The 23364-nt window shown below is 63.6% G+C and carries 22 protein-coding genes; 12 read left to right on the forward strand and 10 right to left on the reverse strand.

Annotated elements, in window-relative coordinates; genetic code table 11:
* Positions 1–95: 95 nt before the first annotated feature.
* Complete coding sequence (locus tag HB634_RS17600; protein WP_213949543.1) at positions 96–1751, reverse strand: alpha-amylase family protein; 1656 nt, start codon at positions 1749–1751, stop codon at positions 96–98.
* 165 nt (positions 1752–1916) lie between these two features.
* Between HB634_RS17600 and HB634_RS17605 the strand changes: the two genes are divergently transcribed.
* Complete coding sequence (locus HB634_RS17605; protein WP_213949544.1) at positions 1917–3488, forward strand: alpha-amylase family glycosyl hydrolase; 1572 nt, start codon at positions 1917–1919, stop codon at positions 3486–3488.
* Positions 3489–3497: 9 nt separating this feature from the next.
* On the opposite strand, the gene HB634_RS17610 is transcribed toward HB634_RS17605, so the two are convergent.
* A complete protein-coding gene (locus tag HB634_RS17610; RefSeq protein ID WP_157504006.1) occupies positions 3498–3770 on the reverse strand; it encodes a hypothetical protein in 273 nt (90 codons plus the stop codon).
* Between the two features lie 73 nt (positions 3771–3843).
* On the opposite strand from HB634_RS17610, the gene wrbA reads away from it, so the two are divergent.
* Positions 3844–4443 (forward strand): NAD(P)H:quinone oxidoreductase, encoded by a 600-nt coding sequence (gene wrbA, locus HB634_RS17615; RefSeq protein ID WP_213949545.1) that lies wholly within the window; start codon positions 3844–3846, stop codon positions 4441–4443.
* 3 nt (positions 4444–4446) lie between these two features.
* On the opposite strand, the gene HB634_RS17620 is transcribed toward wrbA, so the two are convergent.
* Complete coding sequence (locus HB634_RS17620; protein WP_157504005.1) at positions 4447–5043, reverse strand: AraC family transcriptional regulator; 597 nt, start codon at positions 5041–5043, stop codon at positions 4447–4449.
* A gap of 318 nt (positions 5044–5361) precedes the next feature.
* On the opposite strand from HB634_RS17620, the gene HB634_RS17625 reads away from it, so the two are divergent.
* The 5 genes from HB634_RS17625 (at position 5362) to HB634_RS17645 (ending at position 9851) form a co-directional block, all read left to right on the forward strand.
* Positions 5362–7242, forward strand: a complete 1881-nt coding sequence (locus HB634_RS17625) for an ATP-binding protein (RefSeq protein WP_213949546.1) — start codon at positions 5362–5364, stop codon at positions 7240–7242.
* A gap of 5 nt (positions 7243–7247) precedes the next feature.
* Complete coding sequence (locus HB634_RS17630; RefSeq protein WP_213949651.1) at positions 7248–7880, forward strand: response regulator transcription factor; 633 nt, start codon at positions 7248–7250, stop codon at positions 7878–7880.
* A gap of 117 nt (positions 7881–7997) precedes the next feature.
* Positions 7998–8372: a response regulator gene (locus HB634_RS17635; protein WP_197478547.1), complete on the forward strand. Its 375-nt coding sequence runs from the start codon at positions 7998–8000 to the stop codon at positions 8370–8372.
* A 117-nt stretch (positions 8373–8489) separates the two neighbouring features.
* Positions 8490–9263 (forward strand): YdcF family protein, encoded by a 774-nt coding sequence (locus HB634_RS17640; RefSeq protein WP_063574166.1) that lies wholly within the window; start codon positions 8490–8492, stop codon positions 9261–9263.
* Between the two features lie 60 nt (positions 9264–9323).
* Positions 9324–9851, forward strand: a complete 528-nt coding sequence (locus HB634_RS17645) for a hypothetical protein (protein ID WP_213949547.1) — start codon at positions 9324–9326, stop codon at positions 9849–9851.
* A 66-nt stretch (positions 9852–9917) separates the two neighbouring features.
* Here HB634_RS17645 and HB634_RS17650 read toward each other — a convergent pair whose 3' ends face one another.
* Positions 9918–10376 (reverse strand): PA2169 family four-helix-bundle protein, encoded by a 459-nt coding sequence (locus HB634_RS17650; protein ID WP_046980384.1) that lies wholly within the window; start codon positions 10374–10376, stop codon positions 9918–9920.
* Between the two features lie 170 nt (positions 10377–10546).
* On the opposite strand from HB634_RS17650, the gene HB634_RS17655 reads away from it, so the two are divergent.
* The 4 genes from HB634_RS17655 (at position 10547) to HB634_RS17670 (ending at position 16206) form a co-directional block, all read left to right on the forward strand.
* Positions 10547–11362: an SDR family oxidoreductase gene (locus HB634_RS17655; protein ID WP_213949548.1), complete on the forward strand. Its 816-nt coding sequence runs from the start codon at positions 10547–10549 to the stop codon at positions 11360–11362.
* A 216-nt stretch (positions 11363–11578) separates the two neighbouring features.
* Positions 11579–13918, forward strand: coding sequence for a S9 family peptidase (locus HB634_RS17660; protein ID WP_213949549.1), 2340 nt, complete (start codon positions 11579–11581; stop codon positions 13916–13918).
* 285 nt (positions 13919–14203) lie between these two features.
* Positions 14204–14386 (forward strand): hypothetical protein, encoded by a 183-nt coding sequence (locus tag HB634_RS17665; RefSeq protein ID WP_213949550.1) that lies wholly within the window; start codon positions 14204–14206, stop codon positions 14384–14386.
* Between the two features lie 302 nt (positions 14387–14688).
* On the forward strand, positions 14689–16206 hold the full coding sequence (locus HB634_RS17670; protein WP_213949551.1) for an N-acetylmuramoyl-L-alanine amidase: 1518 nt from the start codon (positions 14689–14691) through the stop codon (positions 16204–16206).
* 171 nt (positions 16207–16377) lie between these two features.
* Here HB634_RS17670 and msrB read toward each other — a convergent pair whose 3' ends face one another.
* The 4 genes from msrB to HB634_RS17690 form a co-directional block, all read right to left on the reverse strand.
* Positions 16378–16971 carry a peptide-methionine (R)-S-oxide reductase MsrB gene (msrB, locus tag HB634_RS17675; protein WP_063572005.1) on the reverse strand — a complete coding sequence of 198 codons (594 nt, stop codon included), beginning with the start codon at positions 16969–16971 and terminating at the stop codon, positions 16378–16380.
* A gap of 82 nt (positions 16972–17053) precedes the next feature.
* Positions 17054–17398, reverse strand: coding sequence for a glycine zipper 2TM domain-containing protein (locus HB634_RS17680; protein WP_063572004.1), 345 nt, complete (start codon positions 17396–17398; stop codon positions 17054–17056).
* Positions 17395–18342 (reverse strand): YihY/virulence factor BrkB family protein, encoded by a 948-nt coding sequence (locus HB634_RS17685; RefSeq protein ID WP_231873918.1) that lies wholly within the window; start codon positions 18340–18342, stop codon positions 17395–17397. The genes HB634_RS17680 and HB634_RS17685 overlap by 4 nt, the downstream gene beginning before the upstream one ends.
* 159 nt (positions 18343–18501) lie before the next feature.
* Positions 18502–19224 (reverse strand): HAD family hydrolase, encoded by a 723-nt coding sequence (locus tag HB634_RS17690; RefSeq protein WP_213949552.1) that lies wholly within the window; start codon positions 19222–19224, stop codon positions 18502–18504.
* A 95-nt stretch (positions 19225–19319) separates the two neighbouring features.
* Here HB634_RS17690 and HB634_RS17695 point away from each other — a divergent pair, with 95 nt between their 5' ends.
* Positions 19320–19517 carry a CPXCG motif-containing cysteine-rich protein gene (locus tag HB634_RS17695; protein ID WP_063572002.1) on the forward strand — a complete coding sequence of 66 codons (198 nt, stop codon included), beginning with the start codon at positions 19320–19322 and terminating at the stop codon, positions 19515–19517.
* 852 nt (positions 19518–20369) lie between these two features.
* On the opposite strand, the gene HB634_RS17700 is transcribed toward HB634_RS17695, so the two are convergent.
* Both HB634_RS17700 and HB634_RS17705 read right to left on the reverse strand, forming a co-directional pair.
* Positions 20370–21704 carry a carbohydrate porin gene (locus tag HB634_RS17700; protein ID WP_082879066.1) on the reverse strand — a complete coding sequence of 445 codons (1335 nt, stop codon included), beginning with the start codon at positions 21702–21704 and terminating at the stop codon, positions 20370–20372.
* A gap of 116 nt (positions 21705–21820) precedes the next feature.
* Positions 21821–23344 (reverse strand): CoA-acylating methylmalonate-semialdehyde dehydrogenase, encoded by a 1524-nt coding sequence (locus tag HB634_RS17705; protein ID WP_213949553.1) that lies wholly within the window; start codon positions 23342–23344, stop codon positions 21821–21823.
* Positions 23345–23364: the final 20 nt, after the last annotated feature.

A 23364-nucleotide genomic window follows, 5' to 3' on the forward strand; every position in this document is an offset into this window, starting at 1 on the left:
CCTCATGGGAAATCGGATGTGAATCGAAGCATTGCGCACGCAAGGATCGCCGGCCACCCCCTAATGGGGTATGTCACATATGCAACACCTGGTTCTCACACGCCGTCGACTTCTTTCCGCTGGAGCACGTAGCCCAGCCCGCCTTCGCGGAACCAGCGGTAGCCATACGGTTCCAGCAGGATCCGGTGTTTTCCCCGGCCCTCGGGTTGGCTGTGGTCGTCCGATAAAAGGTTGACCAGGGGCTCGGCGAGGGTGAATGCCGCCTCGCACGGCGCGTCGGAAAGATTGTGCAAAAACAGCACGGCATTGCCGCGCCAGGTATAGCGAACCATCAGGATGGCGTTGTCATCGAGCGGGAGCACGTCGAAATCGCCCCAGGACACTTCGAGCACCTCCTTGCGCATGCGGATGACACGTTCCATCCAGTTGAGCAGGGAGCCGGGGTCGCGTCGCTGCTCGGCCACGTTGACGTGGGGAAAGCCGAACGGCCCGTCGCCGATGACCTTGCTCACCGCACGCCGCGCATCGGTGAAGCCGGCGAGCCGCTCGGTGGACCATTGCATGGGCGTCCGTGCGCACTCACGCTCGGGCAGGGAGAGGTCGTCACCCATGCCGATTTCGTCCCCATAGCGGATGACCGGCGTGCCGGGCAGGGTCAGCATGAGGCTGTACGCGAGCTCCAGCCGGCGACGGTCGTTGCGCAGCATGGGGGCAAGGCGCCGGCGAATGCCGCGATCGTAGAGCTGCATGTCCTTGTCGGGCCCGAATTCGGCAAACACGCGATCGCGCTGGCGCTTCGTCAGCCGGCCGAGGTCGAGTTCGTCGTGGTTTCGAAGGAACATGGCCCACTGCGCCGTGGACGGTCGGGGCCGGGTCTTCTCCAGTGCGCCGACCAGCGGCCTGACGTCGCCGGCGGCCAGCGCATAGAACAGGTTCTGGTTGACCTGGAAGTTGAACATCATCTGGAGCCGGTCGCCGTCGTCGCCGAAATATTCCAGATCGTCTTTCGGCAGCACGTTCGCTTCGCCCAGGATGATCGCGTCGCCCTGGCGCCACTGCAGCAGCTCGCGGAACGAGCGCAGCATGTCGAACTGTTCCTTCGGCTTCGTTACGTCCGCGCCCTTGGTCGAGATGACGAAGGGCACGGCGTCCATGCGGAAGCCGGAGACGCCCAGCTGTGTCCAGAACCCCATGATCTTGAGGATCTCTGCCTGCACGTATGGGTTCGAGGTGTCCAGGTCGGGTTGGAAATCGTAGAAGCGGTGGAAGTACCAGGCCTTGGCTTTCTTCTCGTAATTCCAGGTGCTTTTCTGCACGCCGGGAAACACCATGCCGGTGTTCGCGTTGGCCGGTCGCGTCTTCGACCACACGTACCAGTCGCGATATTTCGAGTCGGGATCGCGACAGGCTTCCCGGAACCAGGGGTGCTGGTCCGAGGTGTGGTTCACCACCAGGTCGATCAGCACGCGCATGCCGCGCTGATGCGCCGCATGGGTGAACTCGACGAAGTCGCCCAGCGTGCCGTAGCGCGGGTCGACGTTGTAATAGTCGCTGATGTCGTACCCGCCGTCCTTGCAGGGCGAGGTCTGGAACGGCATGAGCCACACGGCGGTCACGCCCAGGCCTTGCAGGTAATCCAGCCGGCGCCCGAGTCCCTGGAAGTCGCCGATGCCGTCGCCGTTGGAATCCTGGAAGGTTCCCACGGAGAGGCAATAGATGATCGCGTTCTTGTACCAGAGGTCGTTGATCATGACGGCAGCCGGTGCACGAGGTAGGAGCAAGAGCCTACGAGGAGTCGCGTGAAGGCGTTCCCTACACATTCCCCCCAACATTCTGTTGGCCACGGCTCCATGTAGGAGCCGATTCATCGGCGATGGCCCGCAGCGACGCCTCACATCGATCAACAAGGTACGGGCATGACACACCCCCTCTGGTGGCAAGACGGCGTCATCTACCAGATCTACCCGCGCTCCTTCGCGGACGCCAACGGCGACGGCATCGGCGACCTCGAAGGCATCCGCGCCAAACTCGGTTACCTGGCGGGCCTGGGCGTCCGTGCGCTTTGGATATCGCCGATCTTTCCCTCACCGATGGCCGATTTCGGTTACGACGTCAGCGACTATCGCGGCATCGACCCGCTTTTCGGCGATATCGAAAGCATGGATGCCCTGATTGCCGATGCCCATGCCCTGGGCCTCAAGATCATCCTCGACTTCGTGCCGAACCATACCTCCGACGAACATCCGTGGTTCCGCGAAAGCCGGCGTTCGCGCGACAGCGCCTTCCGCGACTGGTATCTCTGGCGCGATCCCGCGCCCGGTGGCGGTCCGCCGAACAACTGGTTGTCCAATTTCGGTGGCAGCGCCTGGGCCTTCGACCCGCCCACGGGCCAGTACTACCTGCACCTCTTTCTCGACAAACAGCCCGACCTCAACTGGCGCAATCCGGTCGTCCGCGAAGCCATGTACGACGCCATGCGCTTCTGGCTCCGCCGTGGCGTCGATGGCTTCCGTGTGGACGTGCTCTACCACGTCATGAAGGACGCGCAGTTCCGTGACAACCCGCTCAACCCGGCGTATCGCGAGGGCATCGATTCGGAGGCGAACCGGTTCCTTCCCGTCTACACGGCCGACCTGCCGGAGGTGCTCGGCATCGTGACCGCCATGCGCGATGTCATCGATGAGTTTCCCGAGCGGGTCTTGATCGGCGAGCTCTACCTGCCGCTGGACCGGATCGTCGCTTATTACGGCGAGAACCTGGACGGCGCGAACCTGCCGTTCAACTTCCTGCTGATCGGGACGGCCTGGGAGGCGCGAACCATTGCCAGCCTGGTCGAGCGCTATGAAGCGGCGTTGCCCGCCGGCGGCTGGCCTAACTGGGTGCTCGGCAATCACGACAAGCCGCGCGTCGCCTCGCGCGTAGGTGACCTGCAGGCCCGCGTCGCCGCGGTGTTGCTGCTGACCCTGCGGGGCACGCCGACGATGTATTACGGCGACGAGATCGGCATGCACGACGGGGTGATCACGCCGGGCCAGGTGCGTGACCCCTTCGAACTCAACGAGCCCGGCAAGGGCCTCGGTCGCGATCCGCAACGCACGCCGATGCGCTGGTTTCCCCGTGAAGGCGCGGGGTTCACCCGTGGTACTCCCTGGTTGCCCGTGGGCGACCACATCGCGACCTGCAACGTGGCCAGCGAGGCGGAGGATCATGCGTCCCTGCTGTCGCTCTACAAAGCGCTGCTTTGCCTGCGCCGTGACAGTCGCGCGCTGAGCGTCGGTAGCTTTCGGCTGCTCGCCGTCGATGACGCCGTGATGGTGTACGAACGTTGCGATGGCGACGAGCGCTATGTCGTGGCGCTCAATTTCACCGACGGCGAGAGGCTGTTGCCCTTGCCCTTGCCCGTGCCGGGGGCCGTGGTCATCTCGACCGTGGCAGGCTCGTCCCCGGCCTTGCTTCGCCCGGGGGAGGCACGCGTCTACCGCGCCTGAGGGCGGTCGTCAGAACGCCCCGAACCCCACGGAAACCTCCAGACCCAGATCTATCTTTACGCCACGCAAGAAGGCGAGCACTTCCTCGTAGCGTCCGGACGCCACCAGGACCTCGGCGGTTTGCAGGTCCAGGTGCTCGATGGGGTCGTTGCGGTACCAGGCGATCCGACGGGCTTCGTCAGGCTCGACGCGCGCGGCTTCGCGCAGCACCTTCCAGGCGTGTGACTTCCGCGCCGGCCCATCGGCGGCGGAGCGAATATCGACAATCTGTGCGTACGACATACCCATAACCTCACCTCGACGACCAGCGTGCCTATCTTTCCCTTCCCGATTCTTTCGCAGAGGAGTTACCCCGATGGCAAAAGTCCTCGTTCTCTATTACTCGGCGTACGGCCATATCGAAAAAATGGCCAACGCCGTGGCTGAAGGCGCTCGCGAAGCCGGCGCGCACGTCGATATTAAACGCGTGCCCGAAACCGTCCCCGACGATGTTGCCAAAAGCGCGCACTTCAAACTTGACCAACCCGCACCCATCGCGCGCGTCGACGAACTGGAATCCTATGATGCGATCATCATCGGCACCGGTACCCGTTACGGCCGCATGACCTCGCAGATGGCCAGCTTCCTCGACCAGACCGGTCCGTTGTGGGCGCGTGGTGCGCTCAACGGCAAGGTCGGTGGCGCATTCGCTTCGACGGCGACGCAGCACGGTGGCCAGGAAACGACCCTGTTCTCGATCATCACCAACCTGTTTCATCTGGGTCTGATTCCGGTGGGCCTGCCCTACAGTTTCCAGGGTCAGATGAAGCTGGACGAGGTCACGGGTGGTGCACCCTACGGAGCTACGACCATCGCAGGCACCGACGGTTCCCGTCAGGTCTCCGAAAACGAACTGGCTGGTGCACGTTTCCAGGGCAAACACATTGCCGAGGTCGCGACGAAGCTGTTCGGTTGACGATTACGCTTCCTGCCACTGCGAACGCCGCCAATGACTCGGGCTCTGCCCGACGAGGCGGCGGAACAGGTTGCACAGGTGGGCCTGGTCCGAAAGGCCGCAGGCCAGGGCGATCTGGCTGAGCGGTTCGCGGGTTTGCAGCATCAGGGTCTGCGCCCGCTCGACGCGGCGACGCATGATGTAGGCGTGCGGGGGATCGCCGAAGGTGTCCTTGAACGCCCGACAGAAATAACTGCTCGACAGACCGGCGATCGTGGCCAGATGGTCGATGGTGATCGCGAAACCGAGGTTTTCCTCGACGTGGCTAGCGACACGACGTGCCTGCCATGGGGCGAGGCCGGCACCGACGCGGCGGCGTGCCGAGCTGGCGGTTTCCGCGTGGATTTCCTCGCGATCGAGGAGGGCGGCGACACGTGCGACACACGCGCGGGTCGTGGCCAGATCGGTCTCGACGGCGGTGAGGGCCTGCTCGAGCAGGCGGGTGACCGTCGGTTCCTGCTCGGCAGCGGGGGCATCGATGGCGAAGGGCGCAAGGACATGCATGGCCTCGGTGGTGCGCGCACCACCGGTCCCGGCGAACGTGTTGGTTTCGTATCGCATCAGCGTGAGCTCCACGGCAACGGGCGTGGGCGGTCTGCCCACACTTGCAGCCTAGTCGCGATGCGGGGGTGTACTGAATTCTACAAAGGGACTGTAAAGCTCATACCAAAGGGTTAAACCCTCCCTTGTCGGAATATCTTGTAGCTGTCGTGCCGTAACGGTCAAAAACCATCACCGGCGTGCAAGACGATCTGACATCATTCGGCCACGCTTCAGGCCGAATCTGCACAAGACGATCGGGCCGAGCCACCTTCGATGCCACCTTACCGACCCCTCCAAGCCAGCGCCGGCGGTTCCCTCATCGGGCCACGCCGGGCCGTGGCCGGTCTGTTGATGACGGCGGGCGCCCTGCTGTCGCTGGCCGTCTTCCTCGTCGACACCTTTACCCCGCTGCAAGGCGCCGTGGCCGTGGTGTACCTGGTTGTGGTGCTGCTGGTGGCGGCCAGTGGCAGCCGTCGTGCCATCGGTGGGGCCGCCTTCGGTTGCATGGCGCTGACCCTCGTTTCCTTCGTCCGTGGTCATGGTTGGCCCGGGCTGGATGCGGCCATGTTGCGTTGCCTGGTCAGCCTCTCGGCGATCGCCATCACGGCGGTGCTGTCGCTACGGGCACGCGACCGCATGGCGACGATCGCCGGGCAGGCCCGGCTCATCGAACTGACCCACGATTCGATCTACGTGCGCGACATGGACGATGTCATCGTGCTGTGGAATTCCGGCGCCGAGCAGCTCTACGGCTGGACGGCGAGCGAAGCCATGGGGCATCGCGCCAGCGACCTGCTCGGCACCACGTTGCCGGGCCATCACACCGTCGTGGACGCCGCGCTGTTCAGTGCCGGGCGCTGGGAGGGCGAGGTGACGCAGCGTCATCGGGATGGCCGCCTTGTCATCGTAGCCGCCCGTTGCGCGCTGTTACGCGACGATCGCGGCAAGGCGCGGGTGATCCTCGAGGCGGGAACCGACGTCACTGCCCGCCGTGCGGCGGATGCGGCCTTGAGCGAAAGCGAGGGCCGCTATCGCAGCATGTTCGAAAAGGCCCGGTTTTCTTTCTGGGAAGAGGACTGGACCCAGGTCATGGCCCGTATCGCCCAGCTGCGCGAGGAGGGTATGGTCGACCTCGCGGCTTACCTTCAGGCCCATCCGGCGTTCGTCCGCGAATGCTGCGAACTCACCCAGGTGACCGACGTCAACGACGCCACCGTTCGCATGCTTGGCGCACCTTGCCGCGAAGACCTGCTCGGGCCGCTGGACCGGTTTCTGCCCGCCACGGATACGACATTCGGCCGGGTGATACTGACCATTGCGCAAGGCGGCGGCGTGGCGGAAGGTGAAACGCATATCGCCAATCTCAAGGGTGAGCGGCTTACCGTGCTGTTCGCCCTGAACATGCCGCTGGGTCCGACGCGCTTCGATCGTGTCCTGGTCAGCGTGGTCGACATCACCGACCGCAAGCGGGCGGAGCGCGCGCTGATGGCGGTCCAGTCGGAGCTTGCCCAGGCCGCGCGAGTGACGGCGCTCGGCGAGATGAGCGCCTCGATTGCGCACGAAGTGAACCAGCCGCTGGCCGCCATCGTCACCCATGGCGAAGCCAGCCTGCGCTGGCTTCGCCGCCAGGAGCCGAACTTCCAGGAAGCCTGCGACGCGATCGAGCGGGTGGTTCGTGATGCACGCCGGGCGAGTGAGGTGGTGCACCGCGTACGCAGCCTGGCCAGCAAGGAACCACGCCAGCACGTGCTCGTCGATCTCGGCGCGCTGGTTGCCGAATGCGCGCTGTTGCTGGAGGGGGAGATGGCCCAGCATCACGTCATGCTGAGTGTCGACATAGCTCCCGAAGCCCCCTTGCCCCGCGGCGACCGCGTGCAATTGCAGCAGGTGGTGCTGAACCTGATGGGTAACGCGATCCGCGCGATGTCCGCCGTCGAGGGAACGCGCTCGCTGGTCCTGCGTGCCCGGGCCGATGGTGAGGAAGGCATCCTGGTCGAGGTGGAAGACAGCGGCACCGGCATTCCCGAGGATATCGCCGCCCATCTTTTCGACGCGTTCGTGACGACGCGCGGTGGCGGTATGGGCATGGGCCTTGCCATTTGCCGGTCGACGGTCGAATCTCACGGGGGGCGCCTCTGGGCGACGAACCGACCGGAAGGCGGGGCGACCTTCCATTTCACGCTGCCGGTCACGGTAGCCGAGGAGGCTGGCGCGTGACCCGAATGCCGCTCCCCCTGACAACGGCGCAGGCGCCTGTCGTCTGCATCGTCGACGACGATGCCGCTGTGCGCGAAGCCCTGGATTCCCTGTTCCGTTCGGTCGGCCTCAACGTGGCCGCCTTCGGCAGCGCCGCCGACTTCCTCGCCCGCGAGAATGCCAACGCACCGGGCTGCCTCGTGCTGGATGTCCGCCTGCCCGGCGTTAACGGTCTGGATTTCCAGGCCCAGCTGGCGGCCATGGACAACCGCCTTCCCATTGTTTTCATGACCGGGCACGGCGACATTCCCATGTCGGTGCGGGCGATGAAGGCCGGAGCGCTCGACTTTCTCTCCAAGCCCTTTCGCGACCAGGACATGCTCGATGCGGTGAGCATGGCGATCGAGCGTGATGCCGCCGGGCGTCGTGAGGCCGACGCCATCGGGGCCCTGCGCCGGGCCTATGCCTCACTCACCCCCCGGGAGCGCGAGGTGATGCACCATGTCACGGCGGGCCTGATGAACAAGCAGGTCGGCGGCTTGCTTGGCCTGTCCGAGATCACCGTGAAGATCCACCGCGGCAACGTGATGCGCAAAATGGCCGCCCGCTCACTGGCTGAGCTGGTGCGCCAGGCTGAGGCCCTCGCTACGCACCCTTGAAGCCAAGGGGTGACAGACCGCACACCTCCGTATGATTCCCAACCTGGAGCCGGGCGCGCACTGTAGGCCCGCACGATGGTGCTGGATGAGGACGACAGCTTGGCCGCGAACAGGATTGTGGCGATCGTAGACGACGACGAAGCGGTCCGACTGGCGACCGCCAGCCTCGTGCGGTCGCTGGGACACGAAGTGCGAGGCTTTGCTTCCGCTGAAGATTTCCTCCGCCCCGGTGGCGACGAAGGCATCGACTGCCTCGTTAGCGATGTCCATATGCCGGGGATCGATGGCACCGCCTTGCAGCGCCGCCTGATTGAACGTGGCCGCACCTATCCGATCGTCTTCGTCTCGGGCTTCCTCGACGAGGCCGTGCGCGAGAGCGTCATGGCGGCGGGTGCGTTCTGTTACCTCGGCAAGCCCTTCCACGGCGACACGCTGGTGACCTGCCTGGAGCAGGCACTGTCCCGGTCGCGTAACGTATCGCGCCCCCTGTAGGAGCCGATTCATCGGCGAATGGGTGCTTGCCTCAGCCTGGCCCGCTGCCGCGGGATCGCCGATGAATCGGCTCCTACGGGGTGGAGCGGTCATGCGCATCCGGTTACGCTCGGCGGCATGACACTTATCCTCTTCCTGCTCCTGCTGCTCATCGCCCTCGTTCTGCTCTGGCGCCGTCGTCCACGCGCTGGATCGGCGTGGCTGGTCATCGGTATCGCCTGGCTGTTTTTCGCTGGCTGCGGTCCGCTAACCGGCATGCTGCTGGGCAACCTGCAGTCCGGTTTCGCGCCGGACATCGCCCATTGGGGCCAGCGCAACGTCATCATCCTGCTCGGTGCGGGTACCGTGCGTAGCGGCGCAGGGGCGATCGAGCCCAGCCTCTACGCGAACGGCCGTATCCTGCGGGCCGCCGAACTGTATCGCTCGTGCAAGGCCACCGGCGGCGATTGCAAGGTGGAAGTGAGCGGCGGCGATGCCATGAAGCTCAAGCAGGCCGAAGCGGATGTCTACGCGATCTCGCTGGACCGGCTCGGTGTGCCGCGCGCGGACATGATTCTCGAAGCGCAGAGCATGAACACCTTCCAGAATGCGCAGTTCACCAAGCCCTTGTTGATGAGCTACGGTGCCGACAAGGTGGTGCTGGTCTCTTCCGCGGTGCACCTGAAACGGGCCGTGTTGTACTTCGCGCACTTCGCCATTCATGGCGAACCTGTGCGCGGCGACTATGTCACGGCGCGCTACGACTGGCTGCCGGGCTCGGACAACCTCTCCTATGCGGACTTCGCCATTCACGAGTACGTCGGCATTGCCCGATACCACTTCTATAACGCCATGGGCTGGAATGTGCCGAAGATTCCTGAAGAAAGCGTGACCGCGCAGACACATACGTAACAATTGCCGCTTTATGCTGCCACACCGTCCGCCACGGACAGCGAACCTCAGGAGATGCCCGTGAAGTCTCGTTACATCCTTGCCGCACTGCTCGCTACCGCTGCTGTCGCCCCGGCGGCTGTTTTCGCCCAGCAGGCCGCTCCGGCCGAGCAGCCCGCGCCTGCCGCCAATCCTGCCTCTCAGATTCCCGCCGCAGACAAGCAGGCCATCCAGAACTACAACCTCAACGACGACGTGTTCACCCGCATCGTCAAGGTCTCGCAGGAAGCAAAGAAGGAAGGCATCAAGCCGAAGGATGCCAAGACCGATTTCTCGAAGATCCATTCGCTCGACGATCTCGCCGCGCAGGTGACCGCCGCCGATCCGCGCATTGAGCCCTTGATCAAGAAGTACGGCTTCACCCCGCGTGAGTTCCTGCTCGCCAACCTTGCCGTGACCAATGCGGCCATCGCGTCGGAAGCGAAAAACAATCCGCAGATGGCGGCGTATGTCGACCAGTCGAAGGTGAACCAGAAGAACGTGGCCTTCTACGAGTCGCACAAGGCGCAGATCAACGCCCTGATGAACGAAGACGCGACCGGTAACTGATCCGCCGCTCGCACAAAAAAAGGGCGAGACCTCACGGTCTCGCCCTTTTTTTAATCACTCGAGATCTTAGTGCGTACCGTGCAGCGCGTGCTTCAGGTCGCGCATCTGATCGTGGCCACTCTTCACCGAGACATAGGCCTCGTTGATCAGCGAACGCGTGCCGGCGGTGACGTCGGTATCCTTCAGGGCGTCTTCGTACTTCGCCTTGATGTGGTCTTCGCCGCGCTCCACTTCGTCGACAATGGCAGTGTCGTCCTTCGAGCTCATCTTGGCGCGCAGCTCAACGAACATGCGATGGGCCTTGGCCAGAACGGTGCCGTCATCTTCCGGCGTGCCGCCGAGCGAGCTGACCTGCTGCTGCAGGCGCTGTGCCACCTGGCGACGCTCGGCAGCGCGGCTCTGGAACGATGCGGCATAACGGGTGTTGTCGGCATCTTTTGCCGCCTCGCCATAGCCTTCGGCGCTGTCGATCGTGGTCTCGATAAGGCCGTTGAGAACCTTGATGTCGTGGTCGGTGCTGGTCATGGTGGTGGCTCCTTGGGTGACTCACGGTGAGTCGTTCGGGGACATCAAGCTTCGCCGCGAAGGGGTGCACGGATTCGTGAAATAAGCGTCGCGCAGACCAACACACCCAGACGCTGTTCATGCTCATGCGGTGCATACTCAACGTTCACGACACACACGGAATACCGTTCATGGCATCGAATCGTCGTCGCGCGCTCGTCACCGGCGCCTCAGCCGGCATCGGCGAAGCCTTCGCCCGGGAACTGGCCCGTCGCGGCCACGACCTCGTCCTCACGGCCCGTCGTGCGGAGCGTCTCGAAGCGCTCGCGACCGAACTACGCGACAGCTATGGCATCGACGCCATCGTCGCGCCGCTCGATCTGTCGCGTACCGATGGGCCCGAAGCACTCGTGGCGGCCCTCGATGCCCAGGGCCTGACCATCGATGTGCTGATCAACAACGCGGGCTACGGCGTCACCGGCTATCTCGAAGAGCAGCCCTGGGCGACGCATGCTGCCTTCATCCAGGTATTGATGACGGCGCCGACCGAACTGGCCTACCGGTTGATTCCCGGTATGAAGTCGCGCGGTTACGGTCGCATCGTTAACGTCGCGTCGCTGGCCGGCCATGTTCCGGGTTCAGCAGGGCACACGCTTTATGCGGCGTCGAAGGCCTACCTGATCAAGTTCTCGCAGTCGCTGGCGCTCGAAGGCAAGGCCAGCGGCGTGCACACCACGGCGGTGTGTCCCGGCTTCACGTATTCGGAGTTTCACGACGTGACGGGCTCGCGCAATCTCGTCTCGAAGATGCCAGGTTTCATGTGGATGGACGCCCCGACCGTGGCCCGGCAGGGCATGGACGCGGTGGAGGCCGGCAAGGCGGTCTACGTGAACGGCGGGGTGAACCGGGCGATCAAGGCCCTGTTCAAGCTGATGCCGGACGCCCTGGCCCTGAAAATGATCGAAAGGCAAGGCAAGCGGTACCGGTCGGGGCCTCATTCCGGGTAACTCGCCGCCGCCAACGGTGGTGGGAGCCGATTCATCGGCGATCCCGCGGCAGCGGGTCCGGTTACGGCTAGCACCCGATCGCCGATGAATCGGCTCCTACAGGGGCGCTGGCCGGTCGACCCGTGACCTCTGGCATAGGCCGCCGGGGCCGCCTGGGGCTAGCCTCGTCCGGTTTGCGGCGCTTTCCGCGCCGCGTTGCCGTCACGGGGACCATCGATGTCGATCAAACGTAACGCGGCGCTGTCCGGCGCCGTCCTCCTTGGCCTGATCGGGGCCACCGCCTCGGCGCAGACCGTCACCACCGACGATTACCGCCGCGCGGACTCGTTCCTCGGCACCAATACGGCGCCACTGGTGGACCATTCGGTCTCCCGCGTCACGTGGGTCGACGACACCCATTTCTGGTATCGCGACCACGACAAGGACGGCGACCAGTTCATCACGGTCGACGCCTCGACCGGTCAGGCGACGCGCGCATTCGACCGCGACAAGGTGGCCGCGGCGCTGTCGACGTCCACGGGCAAGAAGGTCGATGCAACCAAGCTGCCGGTGACCGCATTCACGGTGCGTCCGGACGGCACCCTCGATATCACCTCGCATGGCAAGCACTACCTCTGCGACAAGGCCGCCGACAAGTGCGACCTGGCGGCGGTGAAGAAAGATGCCAACGGCAAGGCGTACGGCGAAGAGCCGGGTCTGGTCTCGCCGGATGGCAAGTCCGAAGCCTTCGTGCGCGACTGGAATCTCTGGGTGCGCGACGTGGCCAGCGGTGCGGAAACGCAGCTGACCACCAACGGCGTCAAGGATTACGGTTACGCCACCGACAACGCTGGCTGGAAGCACACCGACGACGCCATCGGCGTGTGGTCGCCGGACTCGACGAAGTTCGCGACCTTTCAGCAGGACCAGCGCAAGACGGGTGAAATGACCCTCGTCAGCACCAACGTCGGCCACCCCAAGGTCGATACCTGGAAGTACCCGCTGCCGGGCGACAAGGACGTCACCATGATCGAGCGCGTCGTCATCGACGTGCCGACGAAGAAGACCGTGCGCTTCAAGATGCCGGCCGACCAGCATCGCTCGACGATCTGCGACGACGTGTCGTGCAGCCCGGGCCTGTGGGACGACGTGCGTTGGGCCGCCGACGGCAAGAGCATCGCCTTCGTCTCCACCTCGCGTGACCACAAGCAGGAATGGTTCCGCGTGGCGAACCCGGAAACGGGTGACGTGCGCGAGGTCTTCGGCGAGAAAGCGAAGACCTACTTCGAAAGCGGCAACGACATGGTCAACTGGCAGTACGTGCCCGAGACCGACGAAGTGATCTGGTTCTCCGAGCGGAGCAACTGGGGCCACCTCTACATGTACAGCCTGAAGACCGGCAAGCTCGAACACCAGATCACCACCGGCGACTGGAACGTCACCCAGGTGCTGCACATCGATGCGAAGACGAAAACGATCTGGTTCCGCGGCGTGGGTCGTGAGAAGGGTGTCGATCCGTACTACCAGTCGTTCTACAAGGTGGGTTTCGACGGCAAGGGCCTGACCCTGCTCACCCCGGAAAAGATGGACCATTCGGTCTCGATGTCGAAGGACGGCACGTACTTCTTCGACGCGTATTCGACCATCGAGACGCCGCCGGTCGCCGTGGTCCGTCGCGCCGATACCGGTGCCACGGTGAAGGAAATCGCCCATGGCGATATCTCGCGCCTGAAGGCCACGGGCTGGATTCCGCCCACCGCTTTTACGGTGAAGGCGCGTGACGGCAAGACGGACCTCTACGGCCAGATGTTCAAGCCGACGAAGTTCGACCCGTCGAAGAAGTACCCGCTCGTCGTTTACATCTATCCGGGCCCGCAGGTCGGCTCGGTGCGCTCGCGCAGCTTCGTGGCATCGCACGGCGACAACCAGTCACTGGCCGAGCTCGGCTTCGTGGTCATCGCGGTCGACGGCATGGGTACGCCGCTCCGTTCGAAGGCGTTCCACGACGCGTACTTCGAAAACATCGGCGACAACACGCTGCCCGACCAGGTCGCGGCGGTGAAGGAGCTGACCAAGAAGTACAGCTGGCTCGACGCCGACAAGGTCGGCATCTGGGGTCATTCCGGCGGCGGCAACGCCACGGCGACCGCCATGTTCCGCTATGCGGACGTGTTCAAGGTCGGTATCTCGGAGTCGGGCAACCACGACAACCGCAACTACGAAGATGACTGGGCCGAGAAGTGGCAGGGCCTGCTGGTCACCGATAAGGACGGCAAGTCCAACTACGACGACCAGGCCAACCAGAAGTGGGCCGCGGGCCTCAAGGGCCACCTGATGATCGCCCACGGTACGTTCGACGACAACGTGCCGCCGTACGAGTCCCTGCTCGTGGTCGATGCGCTGATCAAGGCGAACAAGGACTTCGACTTGGTGATGATCCCGAATGCTCACCATGGCTACGGCGCTGCTACCACGTACATGACGCGTCGCCGCTGGGACTACTTCGTGCGCAATCTCGCCGGCGGCACGCCGCCGAAGGAATACCAGCTCACGCCGATGACGCCGCCCGGCGGCTGATGGCCAGCACAGGTTGGTGAACGAAGAAGGCCCCGCTGCGAAGCGGGGCCTTTTTTTAGACATTTCTCATATTGACCCGGTCTTTACGGAAGGCGTACGATCCCCGCGCCGATCGTGTGGTCGGTCTTTCACTCAAGTGGAACCCATGGATAGTTATCCGAGTCGACAGGCGATCGCGAATCTCGCGTTTGTGATCGCCCCCAACGTGCATGTCCGCGCGCAAGGCGTGGGCGAGATCCGTCACGGGTAACTCGCTCACCTCCGGCCGTGGGCTGGAGGTGTGCCATGTTCAAGATTCTTGTTTCCCTGTTCGCCCTGCGGGGCGCTTTCGGCGGCGTCGCAGCGAAAGCCTATTCCGTGCATGTGCCTTCCCGCAGCGATGGTCTTCGTCGCAGCGGGCTGCATTGCGTGTGGCGGCGCGACGCATCGTCCGGGCAGCTTCGTAGCTACTGGTCCGGATCGGACTGATATGGCGTTTGAGCAGCATCGCCGATGAATCGGCTCCTGCCGAGCGGGGCGCGCTCTGCCTGGTAGGAGCCGATTCATCGGCGAAGGGTGCTGGCGATAACGTCTCCACGCCCCAGAGGCAACGCCCCCCCCGCGACCACGCCCCCCGCATACACCGCGCCCACTCCGACACCCTGTCAGCAGACACTCATGCAATAAGCGGACACGCCCTCGACCTCGGCGCGGGCCCCGGTGACTGATCGTCGAAGGACCCTCCCGCGACGATGAGTGGGCCGCAATCCGCGGCCTTACGGGTGACGTGAATGAACCTCTTGCAAGCCATAGGAGCGGTTAGGCGGCGCAGGCTGAGCACGATGATCTTTGCCTTGGTGACGGCGTGCGTATCGATGGACGTGGGTGCGGCTACCCTGGCTGAGATGTCGCCAGAAGAGCGGACGCTTCTGGTTAGTCAGATGAACGCCTCGGTGAAAGCGGTCGGCGATAAGGGCTTCTTCTACTACGAAGACCCATTACCGGTTACTGCTTTGGTAAGCCTCGACATCGACAACAACGTTGTCGTGATTGATCTGGATGAGAGGATCGGGCCACGAGCTGAGCGATCCGAGACGGAAGACTTCCTCGATACGATTCGTTTCTCGATTCTGGAGCACTACGATCGGATCGAGGGGATGATGGGAATAAGATTTCTCTTCGGCGGAAAGCCTTCAACTCACTGGTTTCCCGAGCCGGCGCAAGACGAACCTGATGACGACCCGCTCGTCCAACCGACGCAGCGTGCCACAGCGCCCGTTGTCGCCATTTCGCCGGGTCACGGTCTTTACTATCACCACGGCTTCAAAGACTGGCGCCCTCACCGTGAAACAGTCAACGGAGTTCTCGAAGACGACATAACGCCCGTCATGGCCGGTCAGCTCGCCTCGGCACTACAGCGCGACGGCGTGACCGTGCACAACCTTCGGCCGGAGGGCAACGTGTTGAGTCACAGGCCAAGCGGTCAGCCGTGGTGGCGACTCGGGGCTAGATATCAGCTCGAAGAAAAGCTCCCGGATCATCCGGAAATATGGCATGCCTTCCAGGGAGCGGACCACGCGCTTCGTGAACGGGATGAGGATCTTCGAAGCCGTCCCCTTTATGCCAACTTCCTTGGCGCCGACGCCTTCTTGCACGTTCATACGAATGCACACGACACATCAAGACCGCGCGGTGCACAAGCGGTCATCCAGGAACGCGCTCCGGATCGAAAGCTGGCCGTCAATATCCTCTGCAGCATGCGGGAACTGATTCATTCGAAGGATGAATTCAGCACGTACCCCATCCCGTCGAAGCCGATGCCTCTCGTTGGCAGAGGCGAGAACAAACATGCCAAGATGCCGTCCGTCATCGTCGAGGTCGGCTTCCACACGAATCCCGAGGATGCGCTTCTGCTTCGCAATAGCGAGTTCCAGGGTCTCGCCATGAGAGGCGTTGCGAAGGGCTACCGCTTGTTCCGCGAAGGCAAGCCTTGCGAGGATTTCTCGGTCAAGCCCGTACTGCAAGCCTTTGGTCGCGTTGGGTATGACGTGCACCTTCCGGTCGAGTTGACGGGCAATCCAGCCTTTCCTATTCACGTAACGTCGCGGGCCTTGAACTGCTCGGGACGCTATTGCCATTCGAGGTCGGCGAGCTTGTTCAGTCAGGCCGATGTTGAAAAACACAGGGTCCAGTACCTGTGTACCCGCGATGATGTTGGCAAGCCGCTTGCGGAGATTTCGGTCGAAGCGAGAGACGCAGATGGCGTTGTGGCAAAGCCCACTGTCTATAAAGTTGCTTGCGGCCGATGAGCGTTGTTGTGTGGCTCACGTGCATGACTTAGCTTGTGACGAACGACGGGGAGGCCTCGCTGCGAAGCGAGGTCTTTTTCTTGCGTGAAAAATGTGGGAGCCGCTTCAGCGGCGAAAGCCAGGTCGCCTCAACCCATCGCCGGCATAGCCGGCTCCCACAAAGAGCCGCCTCTACGCCGCATACGCGACAAACGTCATCGCCACCGCATTCATGCAGTAGCGCAGCCCGGTCGGATCCGGGCCGTCGTCGAACACATGCCCGAGATGCGCATCGCAGCGCGCGCACTTCACCTCGGTGCGCTCCTCGATCAGACTGCGGTCGGTGTTCTGCGCGATGTTCCGCTTCGAAATCGGCTGGTAGAAGCTCGGCCAGCCGGTGCCGGATTCGAACTTCGTCGCCGAGTCGTACAAGGCCGTATCGCAACAGATACAGCGGTACAGCCCGTTGGCGTGGCTTTCGTAGACCTTGCCGCCGCTATACGGCGCTTCGGTGCCCGCTTCACGGGTGACGTAATACGACTGCGTGCTGAGCTTCTCCTTCCATTGCTCCTCGGTCATCACGACGCGGGGCAGGGAACGGGTGTCGATCAGCTTCTTGTTCGCGCCGAACTCGTCCAGCGTCACGTTACCGCCCTTGGGCCGTGGCGCGTCAGCAGCCATGGCGGGGCGCATGCCGCGCAGGATGAAGGGCAGGGAGATCGACGCGACCGCAGTCGCGGCGAAGACACCCAGGAAGCGGCGGCGGTCGGGATCGGTGCTGCGCATGGAGCCTCCGTAAGCAAGGAAGGGCGCGAGATCGCGCCCTTCCCACTAAGACCGGGGTTTCCGCCTAAGGCTTACAGCGGCCTCAATCGTCCACCCAATGGCACTCGCGGTGGGTCTCGTAGGTCGCGTTGTTGTTCTGGTGGGCTTTCTGAACCTGGTTGCCTACGACGCCGCCGGCAACGGCGCCACCCACGGTGGCCACGGTCTTGCCCTTGCCGTGACCGACCTGATTGCCCAGCAGGCCGCCCGCGACGGCACCGATGGCCGTACCGGCCACCCGGTGGTCGTCACTGGAGTTGATCTGCTTGGTTTCGACGTCGCGGCACTCCTGATGCTGGCTGCGGTGCTGGGCCTGGGCCGGCGGGGCAGACACGGCAGCGCCGGTGGCGAGTGCGAATGCCGCAGCGGCGAGCAGATGGGTCTTCATGGCAGGTCCTCCTTCTCGGTGGCCTTCAGGGATACCGCCGCTACCGTGACGGGTGGGTCAATAGGCGCCTGGTCCGTCGATTTGGTCGACATCGCGTATGGCCGCGGTTTAATCGGCGTGCCACGGGCCTCCGCCACGGCCTCGGTCAGCTCCGCGCCGAGCAGCAGGATCAACGCCGAGTAATAGACCCAGACCAGCAGCACCACGACGCCGCCGGCCGGACCGTAGGGGCCGCCCACGTTGCTGCGTTCCAGATAGATGCCGATGGCGAACTTGCCGATGGCGAAGAGCAGGGCGGTCAGGCTGGCGCCGATCATGGCATCGCGCCATTCGATCACCGCATCCGGCAACACCTTGTAGATGGCGCCGAAGATCAGCACGAACACGCCAAAAGAGACGACCATCTCCAGCACGTTCCAGCCCGTCGTCCCGCCGCGCACGAAGACGGCGATCATCGCACTGGCCGAAAACGAGATCACCAGCAGGAAGGCCAGGGAGAGGAGGAGGCCCAGCGCATGAAGACGTGCGCGCAGCCAGCCGAGAATCGCGTGGCTGGCCTTGCCCGGCCGTGGCTGCAGGCTCCACACGCGGTTCAGGGCGCCCTGGAGCTGGGCGAAGACCGCTGAGGCACCGACCAGGGTCACGCCCAGGCCGATCACGCCGGCCATGCTGCCGACACTGGGCTTCTGCTTGGCATTCTCGATCACCAGACGCACGGCCTCGGAGGCCCGCGCCCCGACCAGCCCGTTGAGGCTGTCGATCAGCTGCGCCTGCCATTCCGGGCGGAGCGAAGCCACCACCCAAAGCAGGAGTACCAGCAGGGGCGCGAACGACAGCGCGGAATAGAAGGCCAGGGCGGCCGCCCGGGTCATGAGCTCGTCGTCGCTGAAGCCCTTCGCCGTGGTGCGGACCACGGTCAAGCCGAGTTTTAGCCTTGAATGCACGCGTCGGTCTCCGTTTTCTCGCTAGCAAGCCCAGCTTCGCGGTGGCAACGCGAAAATCGCGTGGAGTGGCACCTGAGCTCGTGTAGGAGCCGATTCATCGGCGATCCCGCGGCAGCGGGCCCGGTCGTGGCGAGCACCCGTTCGCCGATGAATCGGCTCCTACAAGGAGCGCGGGCCGGGGGCCGTGTGCATTCGGGCGATGGCGCCAGGGATGCCCTCGGCGCCCTTCACCTCGATCACGCGCTCGTTCATGGCGAAGTCGGTGTCGGTCTCATACGACCAGGTGCTGTGGTAAGGCATGTAAACGCCCCAGCCGCCGAGTTCGACGACCGGCGCGATGTCCGAACGCAGCGAGTTGCCGACCATGGCGAAACGGTCCGGAGTGACATCGAACTCGCGGAACAGCCGTGCGTAGGCGGCAGGGTCTTTTTCCGAGACGATCTCAATGCGGTGGAAGACGTCGGCGAGGCCGCAGCGGGCTACCTTGTATTCCTGGTGGAAGAGGTCGCCCTTCGTGATGAGGACCACGCGATGGTCGCGGGCCACGGTTTCGACCGCCTCACGAATACCCGGTAGCAGCTCGACCGGGTGAGCGAGTACGTCCTTGCCCAGGCGCACGACGCGATGGATGTCCTGGGCCTCCACACGGCCTTCGGTGAGCTCGATGGCCGATTCGATCATCGACAGCGTCATGCCCTTGGCACCGTAGCCGAACAGCTTGATATTGCCGCGTTCGGTGTCGAGCAGCGCCTCGCGAAGGCCCTCACGGCCGAGGTCGATATAACGTCCGAGGATGGCCTCGAACTCGTCCTGCGCACGGTCGTAGAACTCCTGGCTGTGCCAGAGCGTATCGTCGCCGTCGAAGCCGACCAGGTCGATCATGGGTGCAAGATCCGGAGTTTGGCGGTGGGGTAGGATAGCGCGAGCATCCATTCGCCGATGAATCGGCTACCACGAAGCGCGCTACGAGAAACATCATGCCCGGCTATGAATTCACCGACATCGCTTGCCCGTATTGCGGCGAAACCATCGAGGTTGCGGTCGATACATCGGGCGGCAGCCAGACCTATATCGAGGATTGCCAGGTGTGCTGCCGGCCGATCGTGATGCGGCTGGTGGTGGATGAGGGGGACGAGAGTTTCGACCTGACCGCGTCGGCCGAGAATGATGGGTGATCGTGGAGAGCGTCGCCGATTCATCGGCGAATGAAAAACACTACCCGGATTCATCCGGGCCTTAGCAAAAAAAGGTTCTTCGCGGATTACCGGGGCCCGGGCACTCGGCTTTCAGGCCGGGCATGCTTCGTCACCTCGCACGTAGCACGTGGCTCGCCTTCGGCCTCGCGGGCTCGGCGTTGCCATCGCTCTCTACACTTGGGCGTTTCGCGGGGAGACCTTGGTGCCCACCCTCGCTGCTCAGACACGTCCTCCGCGTTCGAAAAGGACGGCCGCTCGCGCGGCCCATGTACTTAACTGGCCTACGGCCGCTCCACTTGTGCGGAACTCGCCTCGAGGGTGGACACCAAGGTCTCTCACGACGATACGGTCAGCTGGACGGAGTGCCGTTGGCCGTGGGTGTTGCCGCCGAAGCTGGCTGTTACGACGGTCGTGCAGATACGTCATTCCCGGCGCGGCGAGCGTTTTCCTCACCGCTGCACGACTCGCACGGATGATCTCGGCACGCTGGGGCCGACCGTTTGGCGGTGGCGATGGCGAGGAGCCAGCAGCCGAAGCGGCGCTGCTTTGTCGGCTCGACCCACACGAACCTCAAGGATGGGAAGAGCCTTCGGTGCCCACCCTCGAGGCGAGTTCCGCACAAGTGGAGCGGCCGCAGGCCAAATAAGTACACGGCCGCGCAGCGGCCTTTCCGGTACGAAACGCGGAGGACGTGTCTGAGCAGCGAGGGTGGGCACCGAAGGCTCTGCGCCTCACCGTCTTCGGCGTCCCCGGGATTCCGCGATGAACCAAAAAAAAGAGGCCCGGGTTTCCCCGAGCCTCTGACAAGTCAAGCCTGAGCTTTTCTTCTTTTTAGAACGCGACGCTGGTCTTCAGACCAAGAACGAAAGCGTTGTTACGCTGGCTGCTGCCACCCGGATCCTGGATGTACTGGAGGTTCGGGCGGATCGCGATCGAGGGAATCGGCGACCAGCTGTAGAACACTTCAGACACGCGCTCGTAGCCACGGTTGACGATCGTGTTCGAACCCGTGATCTCGTTGATCAGGCGCTGGTTCTTCGCGGCGTAACCACTGGCGTACGAACCACCGAAGGCGGCGCCGATGAAGTCGTTCGGGCGACCGAACGGGCCCTTGTACTCCATGCCGAGCGCGACCTGGTTGTTCGTGGCCGAGGTAGCGTGGTCGGCGGACGTGATGTTCAGGAACACCGTCGCGCCTTCACCGCCAGCCGTACCCGTGACCTGCTGCGAGAACGTGATCCACGCACCCTTGCGACCGTCGTGCTGCAGCGGCTGTGCACCGGTGAGCGCGATCGGCTCGTGGTTGGCGTCGAGGTAGAGATCGTTGCCGTGCGAGGTGTTGTACCAGACGCCGACGCGGTACGAACCCGGCAGGCCGTTGACGGTCGGCTTCCAGCCGAACTCCAGCGGAATCAGCGCGCCGGTGGTGCCGCTCGGGAAGGCCGGCAGGAGGCCCTTCTCTTCGGCGTACGTGTCGTCGACGTACTTCGGGTTCACCTGGTAGCCGGCGATCTGCACCCAGGTGTTTTCCGACGTCGCATACTTCACGACCGCGGCCCACTGGCTGGTCGGCCAGTTGACCCAGTAGTCGCCCACGATATTACCCGGCTGGGCACCGCAGAACGTCAGGTTCTGGAAGTCGCACGAGAACTGGTTGACGTCTTCGCCCACCGGCAGACGACCCAGCTTCACGGTCAGGCGATCGTCCAGGAACTTCTGCTCGAGAGCGAAGATCGTCAGATGCCAGGTCTGGCCACGACCGTAGACTTCCTGAATGAGCTGGTTGTTGCCGATGTTTGCGTCGGCGCCGAGGTTGCGGCCGTTACGGTCGGTCACGACGATGGTGAACTTCGCACCATTCCAACCCCAGAGCTTCTGGAGATCGAACGAGGTGCCGAGCTTCCACTGGTCGGTGTAGCGGGTGATCTCGCGGTCACCACCGGAGTAGTTGTGCGCGAGTTCCGAGCCGTAGCCCAGATCGAAGGTGACGCCTTCATCGGCGAGACGCGAGCGGGTGCCGCCCCAATCACCGAAGAGGTACTTGCTGGTCGACATGTCGCTGAAGTCGGACTTCATCGTGTCGTCTGCGTGAGCGGCGGTAGCGCCGAGACCGAGGCAAGCGAGCATCAGACCGGCGAGGGGACGCTTAGAAAAATGATTGAGCATTTACCCTTCTCCCTGAAAAAATTTAAGCTTTTTAGTTTGTGGCTTTTGATTATTTAAGTTGCAACGCACAATACTCCCCGTGCATTCAACCGCCGCATTCTAGTGTTTTTGTCGTACTAATGTGTGGGCATCGCGAATTCCGCGCCAGCGCTTTCATCGTGGTTCAGCCAACGCTGTGTAACGGCCTTCTGTTTTGTGTAAAAGCGCACGGATTCAGGGCCGTGCGCGTGGTGATCTCCCATGAGACTCTTCTTCCATCCACCAAAGCTATGGAATGCCATGGGAACCGGGATAGGCACGTTCACGCCAATCATGCCTACCTGAACACGATGCGCAAATTCTCGCGCTATTTGTCCGTCGCGCGTGAAGATCGCCGTGCCATTACCATATTCATGTTCGTCGACCAGCTTCAATGCACTGGCAAAGTCAGGCACGCGAACCACGCAAAGCACCGGGCCGAAAATCTCTTCTTTGTAAATACGCATGGCCGGTGTGACGCGGTCGAACAGCGTGCCGCCGACGAAGAATCCCTGCTCACACCCGGCGACCTGGTAGCCACGGCCATCCACGACGAGCTCGGCGCCCGAGGCGACACCGTCGTCGATGTAGCCGGTGATGCGGTCCTTGTGGATACCGGTGACCACCGGACCCATCTCCACGGTTTCGTCCATGCCGTTGCCGATACGCAACGCTTTCACGCGCGGTGCGAGCCGGGCCACCAATGCGTCCGCGGTCGCTTCACCGACGGCGACCGCGACCGAGATCGCCATGCAACGCTCGCCGGCGGCGCCGTAGCCCGCGCCGATCAGGGCATCGGCGGTCTTGTCCAGATCGGCATCCGGCATGATGACCATATGGTTCTTCGCGCCACCAAGTGCCTGCACGCGCTTGCCCTGGGAGGTGCCGCGGGCATAGATGTATTCAGCGATCGGCGTCGAGCCGACGAAGCTCACCGCGCGCACCAGTTCGTGGTCGAGCAGCGCATCCACGGCGGTCTTGTCGCCGTTGACCACGTTGAACACGCCATCGGGAAGGCCGGCTTCCTTGAGCAGCTTGGCCAGTTCCACCGCGAGCGAGGGATCGCGCTCGGAGGGCTTGAGCACGAAGGTGTTGCCGCAGGCGATCGCCATCGGGAACATCCACATGGGCACCATCGCCGGGAAGTTGAACGGCGTGATGCCGACACAGACGCCGATGGCCTGGCGCATGGTCCAGGCATCGATGCCATTGGCGATCTGCTCGGTGTACTCGCCCTTGAGCAGTTCGGGGATGCCGCAGGCGTATTCGACCACTTCGAGGCCGCGCACGATTTCACCCTTTGCGTCCGACAGCACCTTGCCGTGCTCGGCGACGATGACGCGCGAGAGGCGGTCCATGTCGCGCTCGATCAGTTCCTTGAGGCGAAACATGACGCGCGCACGCTTGAGCGGAGGAAGCTGCGACCAGGCGGGGAACGCGTTATGCGCGGCGCGCACGGCATGGTCGACATCGGCGACGGAGGCGAGATCGACCTCGGAAGCGACGACGCCGCGCGCCGGGTCGTAGACCGGCGCGGTGCCTGAGGGCGTACCGGCATACGGCTTGCCGGCGATGAAGTGACCGATGCGGGGGAGGGTGTTGCGGGAGGGCTGGGCGGACATGAGGTGGTTTCTCCGATCGC

The sequence above is a fragment of the Luteibacter sp. dw_328 genome (assembly GCF_018449605.1).
Classification (GTDB): Bacteria; Pseudomonadota; Gammaproteobacteria; order Xanthomonadales; family Rhodanobacteraceae; genus Luteibacter.

Coding starts and splice junctions, on each gene's coding strand:
- HB634_RS17705 (WP_213949553.1), bottom strand. CDS start 23,344: ATGTCCGCCCAGCCCTCCCGCAACACCCTCCCCCGCATCGGTCACTTC.
- HB634_RS17650 (WP_046980384.1), bottom strand. CDS start 10,376: ATGACCAGCACCGACCACGACATCAAGGTTCTCAACGGCCTTATCGAG.
- HB634_RS17665 (WP_213949550.1), top strand. CDS start 14,204: ATGTTCAAGATTCTTGTTTCCCTGTTCGCCCTGCGGGGCGCTTTCGGC.
- msrB (WP_063572005.1), bottom strand. CDS start 16,971: ATGCGCAGCACCGATCCCGACCGCCGCCGCTTCCTGGGTGTCTTCGCC.
- HB634_RS17605 (WP_213949544.1), top strand. CDS start 1,917: ATGACACACCCCCTCTGGTGGCAAGACGGCGTCATCTACCAGATCTAC.
- HB634_RS17655 (WP_213949548.1), top strand. CDS start 10,547: ATGGCATCGAATCGTCGTCGCGCGCTCGTCACCGGCGCCTCAGCCGGC.
- HB634_RS17600 (WP_213949543.1), bottom strand. CDS start 1,751: ATGATCAACGACCTCTGGTACAAGAACGCGATCATCTATTGCCTCTCC.
- HB634_RS17610 (WP_157504006.1), bottom strand. CDS start 3,770: ATGTCGTACGCACAGATTGTCGATATTCGCTCCGCCGCCGATGGGCCG.
- HB634_RS17695 (WP_063572002.1), top strand. CDS start 19,320: ATGCCCGGCTATGAATTCACCGACATCGCTTGCCCGTATTGCGGCGAA.
- HB634_RS17640 (WP_063574166.1), top strand. CDS start 8,490: ATGACACTTATCCTCTTCCTGCTCCTGCTGCTCATCGCCCTCGTTCTG.
- HB634_RS17700 (WP_082879066.1), bottom strand. CDS start 21,704: ATGCTCAATCATTTTTCTAAGCGTCCCCTCGCCGGTCTGATGCTCGCT.
- HB634_RS17670 (WP_213949551.1), top strand. CDS start 14,689: ATGAACCTCTTGCAAGCCATAGGAGCGGTTAGGCGGCGCAGGCTGAGC.
- wrbA (WP_213949545.1), top strand. CDS start 3,844: ATGGCAAAAGTCCTCGTTCTCTATTACTCGGCGTACGGCCATATCGAA.
- HB634_RS17690 (WP_213949552.1), bottom strand. CDS start 19,224: ATGATCGACCTGGTCGGCTTCGACGGCGACGATACGCTCTGGCACAGC.
- HB634_RS17680 (WP_063572004.1), bottom strand. CDS start 17,398: ATGAAGACCCATCTGCTCGCCGCTGCGGCATTCGCACTCGCCACCGGC.
- HB634_RS17630 (WP_213949651.1), top strand. CDS start 7,248: ATGCCGCTCCCCCTGACAACGGCGCAGGCGCCTGTCGTCTGCATCGTC.
- HB634_RS17660 (WP_213949549.1), top strand. CDS start 11,579: ATGTCGATCAAACGTAACGCGGCGCTGTCCGGCGCCGTCCTCCTTGGC.
- HB634_RS17620 (WP_157504005.1), bottom strand. CDS start 5,043: ATGCGATACGAAACCAACACGTTCGCCGGGACCGGTGGTGCGCGCACC.